The organism is Desulfomarina sp. (assembly GCF_054039375.1).
Window position 1 is genome coordinate 1 of the sequence record NZ_JBPLBA010000225.1, and the last position, 3,200, is coordinate 3,200.

Consider the following 3,200-nt stretch of genomic DNA (forward strand, 5'->3'; position numbering starts at 1 on the left):
ATTACCCATGGCTGGTTCTCCTTTGTTGTGCAGCCTTGAGACTGCGTTTTTTTGAGCGTGAATATACCACAGCTCGTTGAAGGGGGAACCAGCCTTCTCATTTTATCTATGCGGACGAAAGAGACCGTGAAAAGCTGGGGCGCCTGTGAGTAATTACATTATATTTTATTATTATCATTCATTTTCAACGGAGGAATAACACTATGTATATCGGCAGAATCATGCACACGGACCTGATCACGATCCCGCCCGAAGCGTCACTCGCCAAGGCACAGGCCCTGATGGACGAACACAATATTGAACATCTTCTCGTAACCGACGGGAACAGCAAACTCGTGGGAATCCTCTCCGACCGGGATCTGAAACAATACTGGGCCTCCCCCGCCACTTCCCTTTCCACCCATGAACTGAACTATCTGCTGGACAAGGTGACGGTGGACATGATCATGATCCGGACGGTGGTGACCGTGACCCCGTCAACCACCATCGAACGGGCAGCCTATATCATGCAGCAGTACAGGATAAGTGCCCTGCCGGTGATGGAAAACGAAAACCTGGTGGGAATCATTACAGGGGTGGATGTTCTTGAGATCCTCTTCAAGGCCATCGGTATCAGTGAGGAGAGTGTCCGGCTGGGTGTCTTCGTCAACGACAGTATCGGCCAGCTCGCCAAGGTGACCGGCGTGCTCAAGGATGCCGGGGTCAATATCCAGAGTCTGCTCTGCTGGCCGGAAAAGGATCACCCCGGAATAACCCAGATGGTTTTCAGGGTGGCGGCATCAGACAGTGACAAGGCCCTCCGGGCCCTGAATGAAAACAACCTGCGGGCCACAACCCGGTACGAAAAGGATATCACACCTTTTCTACCGAAGGGCTGACTGTTCCCTTCAACAGGACAGAGCCGGTTCGCACAAGACCCCGACCGGCTCTTCTTTTGTAATTGACCACAGGATGGCGATCAACTCTGTGATTTTACTACCTTCTTTTCAGTTTCTTGAACCGAACACCAGTTTACCGCCAAGATGCCCTGCCAGCCCCACGCAGGCCAGCATAAATCCGGCCACCCCCAGGTAAATCCACTTCATGGGAGAATCGGGAGCGATCACACCGGGATCAAGGATCTTCCAGAAAACGAGGATATTGGCACCAGCCAGAATAAAAAGGGCGCAGATTATTTTTATAATAAAAAGACTGCTCTTGGCTCCCCGGTATCGCTTCTGCCACTCCAGATAACCGGTAAAAATGACCAGGGGCAGAGAAATCAGCACGACTACGAGATTATAGTAGGCAGCCGTCTCCATTCCTGCCAGATTAAAGACCAGAAAGAGAGCAAGAAAAATTACGGAAACGGGGAAAATGCCGTTGGGGAAATGGGCCGAAATAGGATGGAGATGATGGCTGACCATCTGGTCCGCCAGCCAGCCGAAAAAGGTTCGCTTCTGCTTTTCATTCCCGGCCTCCCCCTCTTTCGGGTCTCCCTCCTCCCCTTCTTCCACAGGGCCGGGCAGAGGGCCAATCGCATTCCCGTCGGCGTCAATTTCAACAAACATCCTTGCGGGAACATGGCAGACGGGGCATTTTTCCGGCGGCTCCGGCCCTTCATGCACATAGCCGCACACGGTACACTTCCACCGTTTCTCCTCACCCGCACCTTCCGACTCACTTTCCTCCCGCTCCCCGGCAGTTTTTTCAAACATTTCGGCAAATGCCCCGCAGACCGGACAGGTTTCCGGCGGCTCCGGCCCGGTATGGATAAAACCACAGACCGTACAACGCCACCGGGTTGTTTCATCCCCTTTCCCGGCCTCTTTTACTCCTGCTCCAGCGGAAGTTTCGGCCTGTTTTTCGGTTTTCTCTATAAATTTTTCCGCCAGTGCCGCACAGACCGGACATTTTTCGGGAGGTTCTTCCCCTTCATGAACATAACCGCAGACAGTGCATTCCCATTTTTTCATACCTGACTCCCGATGATTTTTTCATTTGCCTGAATCCGTAAAGACATCACCCGCCTCCCTTCCGGCGATCCGCTGACAGATCAAGGAGGATTGGCAACTCAATACTTTTACAACCTGTAAACAATTGCAGCTCAGCAGGATCCTCCAGCAGCAAAATATATCATTTTCCAAAATTTTTCTTTGATTTTCGTGCGTAGAGACGATCCAGCGGATTCTGCAGGGCTTTAATATCCTTTTTCATCACGTGGGTATATATTTCCGTTGTTTTCACATCGGCATGGCCCAGCAGATCCTGAAGAACACGGATATTGGTGCCCGTTTCCAGCATATTGGTCGCAAAGGAATGACGCAATGTGTGGACAGTCACCCGCTTGTCCAGCTTTGCCCTTCGGGCCGCTCTTTTTACCGCCTTCTGCAGGCCGGATTCCAGAACATGATGCCTTCTTTCCCTGCCGCTCCGGGGATCAATTGAACGTGAGCGGGCAGGAAACACATACTGCCAGACTGTTTCCCGGCCGGCATTTTTAAATTTTCTGGCGATCGCTCCAGGCAGGTAAACCTCTCCGAATCCATCAGCCAGATCCCGCCTGTGCAGTTCTTTTACGCGATCAATATGTTCACGCAGTTCATCCTTCACGCACCGGGGCAGATATGTCATCCTGTCCTTCCCGCCCTTGCCGGAACGAACGTAAATATTGTCATTGGCAAAATCCACATCCTGAATGCGAAGCCTTATGCACTCCATCAGACGCATACCGGAACCATAGATAAGTTTGGCCATCAACAGGTGAGACCCGCTCATATGTTCAAAAACTCTTGCCACCTCATCAACGGAAAGAACAGTGGGCGGATGCACTTTACGTTTGGCCCGTATTGGAGCTATGGAGTTATCCAAGGGGATATGCAGTACATCGCGGTAAAGAAAGACAAGGGCGTTCAATGCCTGTTTCTGCGTTGAGGCCGAAACTTTTTCCCGACTCGCCAAGTGAGAGAGAAAACGCTCAACCTCCCTGGGCCCCATATCACGTGGATGCCGCTTTTTATTATAGAAAACAATATAACGGAGAATCCATTGACAATATGTCTTTTCCGTTGACAGCGCGTAATGATAATACCGCATGGTTTCACGCACTTGGTCAAGCAGCTTCAATTTTCTATTCGGCACAAATTTATTCTTGCTTTCCATGTTAGGCGTGATAATATCAGTTATCGTGGAAAATTTAAAGAAAAACCTGATACATGGAA

At 50.6% G+C, this 3,200-nt stretch carries 3 protein-coding genes; 1 reads left to right on the top strand and 2 read right to left on the bottom strand.

Going from position 1 to position 3,200, the window contains the following annotated elements; translation table 11 throughout:
* Positions 1 to 203: 203 nt before the first annotated feature.
* Positions 204 to 878: a CBS and ACT domain-containing protein gene (locus ACXLDX_RS12585; protein ID WP_457577537.1), complete on the top strand. Its 675-nt coding sequence runs from the start codon at positions 204 to 206 to the stop codon at positions 876 to 878.
* A gap of 108 nt (positions 879 to 986) precedes the next feature.
* On the opposite strand, the gene ACXLDX_RS12590 is transcribed toward ACXLDX_RS12585, so the two are convergent.
* Positions 987 to 1,955: a rubredoxin-like domain-containing protein gene (locus tag ACXLDX_RS12590; protein WP_457577538.1), complete on the bottom strand. Its 969-nt coding sequence runs from the start codon at positions 1,953 to 1,955 to the stop codon at positions 987 to 989.
* 160 nt (positions 1,956 to 2,115) lie between these two features.
* The gene (locus ACXLDX_RS12595) at positions 2,116 to 3,192 is read right to left on the bottom strand and encodes an integron integrase (protein ID WP_457577539.1); all 1,077 of its coding nucleotides are present in this window, start codon (positions 3,190 to 3,192) and stop codon (positions 2,116 to 2,118) included.
* Between the last annotated feature and the right edge of the window lie 8 nt (positions 3,193 to 3,200).